The following is a 5392-nucleotide window of genomic DNA, read 5'->3' as shown; positions in this document are numbered from 1 at the left end:
TAAAAATCACCAACTCTAAACAACAACATTGCATCAGGATATTTCACCTTAATGGCATTGTATTGTTTCATTAAAGGAGTGACTTTCTTGGTTTTCGCTGCCAATTTTTAAGAATTTAGATTAGTTTTGCGAAGTTAATTATTCCGTTTTAAAGATAAACGAATTTATGAGAAAATTAAAAAACAGTGAATTAGGAAGATTGAATGTTGAGGAGTTTAAAAAAACTGATAAAATTCCGTTAATTGTAGTGCTTGATAATATTAGAAGTTTAAATAATATTGGCTCTGTTTTTAGAACTAGCGACGCATTTTTAATTGAAAAAATTTATTTGTGTGGAATTACTGCAAAACCACCACATAAAGAAATTCATAAAACTGCGTTGGGAGCTACAGAATCTGTTGCATGGGAATATGTTGAGAACACGCTTGAATTGATTCAAAAACTGCAAAAAGAGAGTGTGCTAGTTGCATCTATAGAACAAGCTGAAGAAAGTACGATGCTTCAAGATTTTACTATTAAATCAAATCAAAAATATGCAGTAGTTCTTGGGAATGAAGTTAAGGGCGTACAACAAGATGTGGTTTCAACTTCAAATTATTGTGTTGAAATTCCACAATTTGGCACAAAACATTCGTTGAATATTTCAGTTAGTGCTGGTGTTGTACTTTGGGATTTGTTTAAGAAATTTAAGTATTAAAAATCACTTTTTTTAATTACTTGTTCCCATATTTTTTCTCCATCTGCATCAAAAATTGTTATAGTTGCTTGCCTATTTTTCCAATCTCCAGAAAATTCGATAGTAGAAAAATTATGTTGTGTTACCATGGTATTTTCAACTCTTAAACTATTTTTTTCTTTCCTATCTTTATTACCAACACCCGATGTAAATGGTGAAACCGTTAAATCGTAAATAGCGACTTTATTGTTATCTTTTAACAAACTCATTTCAGTATGATGCCTGTCACCTGTTAAAAATATAACACCTTTAATTTGTTGATTTTGAATGAAATTTAAAATATCTAAACGTTCTTTATCAAAACCATTATTTATATAATTTTCATGGCTTTTTGAAGTATTTAAAACTTGACCACCAATAACAACAAACTTAAAATTGGCATTGCTACTTGCTAATGCATTTTTTAACCAACTTAATTGTTCCTTTCCTAAAATTGTTTTATTATCACTTTTTAATCTATCTGAATTTCTATGATAGCGGTTATCTAACAAAAAGAAATCGGCATCATTCCAGCTAAAAAACGAGATTGCACCTTTAATATTTCCAATACCAACCGAAGGATTTCCCCAAAAGTTTTCGAAAAACTCAAGCGACATGTTTTTATTCCAAAAGCTTCCATCAGAGTTATCAGCCCCAAAATCATGGTCGTCTAAAATTGCATAATTTGAAGTTGAAGCAAGTAAAGCTTGTAATTCTGGTAACGACCTATCTTTCGTATATCTATAATTGAAACCAGTTCTACTATTCCATTCATCTTGTCTTAAATACAAATTATCACCGCCCCAAAGCATAAAATCGGGTTGTTTTTTTCTTATACTTTCAAAAATTTGGTAATTACTTCCGTAAGGTGTTCCGGGTCTATCAAACTCAGAATCGTTTATATAAGTACAACTTCCGAAGGCAAATTTAAAGTTTGGTGCATCTTTTCTCCATCTCCATAATTCTTGAGTTTTGAATGTTAAATCATAATCAAAAGCAATTTTTTTATTATTAATAGATAATTCGTAATTATATGATGTTCCAGGTTTTACTTCATCTAAAATAAACTTAGCAACATAAGAATCTTCTTTTTTAGTTTTTATTGTATTAGACCAATGAACATTTTTAGTGTCGGATTTTGGCCAATATTTAAATTTTACTTCAGCATTTTTTGTTGTTTGAACCCAGAGTAATACCTCCTGCTTTTCAGCGTAACCAACCATTGGACCAGATTGTAACAATGTTTTTTGTGCAAATGTGATAGAAAAGCTAAATATAAATAAAATGGAAGTTAATTTTTTCATGAGATGAAAGGCTGAATTAAGAATAAAAGTGAATCATTTTTTTGAAAGTATATAACACCAATGTTGTTTTTTGAATACTAGAAACCAAGCATTATTTTTGCGATAAAAAAGAATAAGAAAATCCCAAAAATATCATTACTTGTTGTTATAAATGGACCCGTTGCAATTGCTGGGTCAATACCTCTTTTGTCTAAAATAATTGGCACAAATGTTCCTACTAATGAAGCTACTATTATTACAATTAACATTGAAATTGCTACTGTAAAACTAAATTGAGGATTCATATTTGTAATTAAACCAAAAAGCATGACTAATATGCCTAATACAATACCGCTTATTAAACTTAAACTTACTTCTTTTAAAAGTCTGCTAAACAAACTTCCTTTGATAATATCATTTGCTAAACCTTGAACTACAATTGCTGATGATTGTACACCAACATTACCTGCCATTGCAGCAATTAAAGGTGTAAAAAAGAAAAGACGTTTATATTCTGGGTTTACCATAAACTCTTCATAACCTTCCATAATAAATACACTTCCTAAACCCCCAAATAAACCTAACACTAACCAAGGAAGACGTGCTCTAGTCAATTCCAAAATTGTATCATCGGCTTCAACATCTTCAACAATACCTGCAGCTAATTGATAATCTTTTTCAGCTTCTTCTTTTATTACATCAACAATATCATCAATGGTAATTCTACCAACTAAACGACCTAATTCATCAACAACCGGAATTGCTTCTAAATCGTACTTTTGCATAATTTTTGCAACCTCCTCGGCTTCTTCGTTTACATTAACTGAATCTACTTTTTTTATAAAAATATCTTTAATTGGAGACCTTGTTGAGGTTGTTAGTAAATCTTTTAGCGAAAGACGACCTCTTAAAATATCATTATCATCAACTACATAAATGGAGTGTACACGTGTAACTTCTTCGGCTTGCGCACGCATTTCTTTAACGCAAGTAAGCACATTCCAGTTTTCGTTAACTTTCACCAATTCTTTTGCCATTAAACCACCGGCAGTATCTTCATCATAACGTAAAAGTTCTACAATTTCTTTTGCGTGTTCTACATCTTCAATGTGTGAAATTACTTCCTCTTTTTGTTCTTCAGGAAGTTCACCAATAATATCAGCAGCATCATCGGTATCTAACTCATCAATCTCTCCTGCAATTTCTTTTGACGAAAGCTTTCTTAATATTTTTTCACGAGTATCTTCATCTAATTCTGCAATTACATCTGAAGTTTTATCACTATCTAATAATTTTATTAAATAAGTTGCTTCATAAGAATTTAATTCCTCTACAATTTCAGCAACATCAGCATAATGTACTTCTTTTAATAAATTTAAAAGAGCATCATTTTTTTGTTCAGCAATTAATTGTTGAATTTCTAGAATATATTCTTTTGTAATTTCAAACGGCATCTTTTTCTATTTTAGAAGTAAGACTAATGAATTCTTGAACAGATAACTGCTCAGGACGTTTAGCAAAGATAACATCTTCTCTTAAACTATCAGATAAATTCAATGTTTTTAAACTGTTACGAAGTGTTTTTCGGCGTTGTTGAAAAGCTGTTTTTACAACTCTATAAAATAATTTTTCATCTACAGGTAACGTGTAATTTTCTTTTCTAGTAAGCCTGATTACTCCTGAATCTACTTTTGGAGGCGGGTTAAATACGGTTGGCGGAACGGTAAATAAATATTCAACATCGTAAAATGCTTGTGTAAGAACCGACATAATTCCATATACTTTACTTCCTTCTTTTTCAGCAATTCGTTTTGCAACTTCTTTTTGAAACATTCCTGAAAATTCAGGAATTTGATGACGATTTTCTAAGGCTTTAAATACAATTTGTGTTGAAATATTATAAGGAAAATTACCAATAATTGCCACTTGTTCATCTCCAAAAAACTCAGTTAAATCAATTTTTAAAAAATCTTTTGAAATAATTCTACTGGCTAAATTTAAATAATGTGCTTTTAAATATTCAACAGAGTCTGTATCAATTTCAATAACATGTGTTGTGTACTTTTTTTTGAGTAAGTATTTTGTTAAAACACCCATTCCTGGTCCAATTTCTAATACATTTTTGTAACCATTTCCAGTTAAACTATCTGCAATTTGTTCTGCTATAAGTTCATCCTTTAAAAAATGTTGCCCAAGGTGTTTTTTTGCTCTTACACTCATAAATTAATTTTTTAAGCTCATGCTAAATTGTTCACTAATTACTTTTAATTCTGTTCTAAAAGCTACTATTTTATCTTTAAATAAAGATATAGCTTCTTCACGTAATTTTGGAGCATCTTCGTTGTAATATGCGTGTAAGGTTTCTAAACTGTCAGTTGTGTATTGGACAGAATAGGTAACACCACCCATTTCTTCATTTATTAAAACCTGACTCATTTTAGCACTAATAAACTTGCCTGTTTCAAGCATATTTGGGATGTGCTTTTCTTTCATCCATTGTAACCATTCGGCTTTAATAGCTTCGTCAATATTTGTAGTAACGTTGTATATATACATATTTTTTTGGAGTGTTAATTTATTTCGTCGCCTCTTAGTTTTCTAAATTTTTTACGAGCATCAACCAAGTAAATACTTGATGGATATTCAAATATAATTTTTTGATAATACTCTTTGGCTTTTTCTGTGTTATTTAATTTGTTCAAATACAATTCAGCTAAATAATAATGTGCATCATCAGCTAAAATATCTTCTTTATTAATTTTTATAATTTGAAGATAATTGTTTTTGGCATTCTGAAAATTATTAATTTTTTCAAACAATTTAGCTTGTTTAAATAATGTTTCATCTTCAATAGAATGTCCTTTGTAATTTTTTAAAACTACTTCTAATGTATCAATTGCTTGTTTATTTTTATTTTGATATGCCAATAAATCTGCAATAGCATAGGTTTTTAAAGCTATTTTTAAACTGTCTTTTACAGCATTGTCTGTAATTAATAAATTTAAGTCTAAGGCATCGTTTGCAATTAATTGCGAAGTTGAATTTTTTAACACTTTTAATTGAGATTGTGCCCATTTAAAGTCTCCTTTAAAATAGGAAGTTTGTGCAATTTTAAATCGAGCAGTTTGTCCAATTGTGTGATTTTTTAAATCGTTTTGCACTTGTGTGTAATAAATGAGTGCGCTACTAAATTTATTTGTAAATACTAAAATATCAGCCAATTTGGTTTTTAAATGCCCTTTTTGAAATTGATTTATTGGAAATTTTAAAGCATTTTTTAAAACAGCAATTGCTGTTGTAGGTTCATTTTTTCTGAAAGCTAAAAATTCAGCATAAATAGCCTGAATTTGAATTGTTTTAGTGTTTTTTCCATAGGTGCTAAATAATTGTAAAA

General features: G+C 29.5%; 7 protein-coding genes. 1 reads left to right on the top strand and 6 read right to left on the bottom strand.

The window, feature by feature from the left end; all coding sequences use genetic code 11:
• A partial coding sequence (locus GQ540_RS13200) for a hypothetical protein (RefSeq protein ID WP_367205860.1) occupies positions 1 to 71 on the bottom strand: 71 nt, incomplete at its 3' end.
• A 95-nt stretch (positions 72 to 166) separates the two neighbouring features.
• Between GQ540_RS13200 and GQ540_RS01195 the strand changes: the two genes are divergently transcribed.
• The gene (locus GQ540_RS01195; protein ID WP_291796116.1) at positions 167 to 697 is read left to right on the top strand and encodes an RNA methyltransferase; all 531 of its coding nucleotides are present in this window, start codon (positions 167 to 169) and stop codon (positions 695 to 697) included.
• Here GQ540_RS01195 and GQ540_RS01190 read toward each other — a convergent pair.
• The 5 genes from GQ540_RS01190 to GQ540_RS01170 all read right to left on the bottom strand — a co-directional run.
• Positions 694 to 2019, bottom strand: a complete 1326-nt coding sequence (locus tag GQ540_RS01190) for an alkaline phosphatase (protein WP_291796113.1) — start codon at positions 2017 to 2019, stop codon at positions 694 to 696. The genes GQ540_RS01195 and GQ540_RS01190 overlap by 4 nt on opposite strands.
• Before the next feature lie 77 nt (positions 2020 to 2096).
• A complete protein-coding gene (mgtE, locus tag GQ540_RS01185; protein ID WP_291796110.1) occupies positions 2097 to 3452 on the bottom strand; it encodes a magnesium transporter in 1356 nt (451 codons plus the stop codon).
• Positions 3442 to 4218 (bottom strand): 16S rRNA (adenine(1518)-N(6)/adenine(1519)-N(6))-dimethyltransferase RsmA, encoded by a 777-nt coding sequence (gene rsmA / locus GQ540_RS01180; protein WP_291796107.1) that lies wholly within the window; start codon positions 4216 to 4218, stop codon positions 3442 to 3444. Before rsmA ends, mgtE begins: the two co-directional genes overlap by 11 nt.
• A 3-nt stretch (positions 4219 to 4221) precedes the next feature.
• Positions 4222 to 4554, bottom strand: coding sequence for a DUF4286 family protein (locus GQ540_RS01175; RefSeq protein ID WP_291796104.1), 333 nt, complete (start codon positions 4552 to 4554; stop codon positions 4222 to 4224).
• Between the two features lie 14 nt (positions 4555 to 4568).
• Positions 4569 to 5392: tetratricopeptide repeat protein (locus GQ540_RS01170; protein WP_291796101.1), on the bottom strand; the 824-nt coding region annotated here is incomplete at its 5' end.

The organism is Lutibacter sp. (assembly GCF_013139515.1).
GTDB lineage: Bacteria > Bacteroidota > Bacteroidia > Flavobacteriales > Flavobacteriaceae > Lutibacter.
This window is presented reverse-complemented; position numbering and strand designations above follow the sequence as displayed.